This is a genomic window from Flavobacterium sp. P3_A6 (assembly GCF_056403035.1).
Map to the genome: position 1 here is coordinate 1 of NZ_JBFUGG010000063.1, position 822 is coordinate 822.

1 protein-coding gene is annotated in these 822 nt (G+C 46.5%); it reads left to right on the plus strand.

Going from position 1 to position 822, the window contains the following annotated elements; genetic code table 11:
- Positions 1 to 822 (plus strand): glycoside hydrolase family 43 protein (locus AC1DVP_RS21310; RefSeq protein WP_477185476.1); only part of this gene is annotated, 822 nt, incomplete at both ends.

Consider the following 822-nt stretch of genomic DNA (forward strand, 5'->3'; position numbering starts at 1 on the left):
GGAATTCCGTTTAATGACAACGGAGACCATTTTGGGATGGAAGACTACCATGTGTTTTCAATGGAAAGCATAACGTCGGAAACAGTTGACAATGGCGTTGCCCTGCATGTAGCTGATGTAGCCTGGGCAGAAAAGCAGATGTGGGCTCCCGATGCTGCGCATAAAAACGGAAAGTACTATCTGTATTTCCCGGCAAAGCGTCCCGACGGCATTTTCCAGATCGGCGTTGCCGTGGGTGATTCCCCGGAAGGCCCTTTTACTGCGGAAAAAGAGGCCATTAAAGGCAGCTACAGCATAGACCCGGCAGTTTTTGAAGATGAGGACGGTATGCATTATATTTATTTTGGCGGCATCTGGGGTGGTCAGCTTCAGAAATACAGAAACAATGAATATGCAGAAAACAATGAAGAGCCAACAGAAAAACAACAGGCATTAGGGCCTATAGTTGCAAGACTCAGAGGTGATATGCTTGAGTTTGACGAAGAGCCAATAGAAATCCGGATTCTGGACGAAAACGGGGAGCTACTGCTGGCAGGAGACAATGACCGCCGTTTCTTTGAAGCTTCATGGGTTCATAAATACAACGGTAAGTATTATTTTTCGTACTCCACCGGAGACACCCATTTTATCTGCTATGCCATTGGAGAGAGTCCATACGGGCCGTTTGTGTATCAGGGACGGATTCTGAATCCTGTTGTGGGCTGGACGACGCATCATTCGATATGCAAAGTGGATAATGACTGGTATCTGTTTTACCATGATTCGAGTCTTTCCAAAGGAGTAACGCATCTGCGGAGCATGAAAGCTGCCAAAATAGAGTAT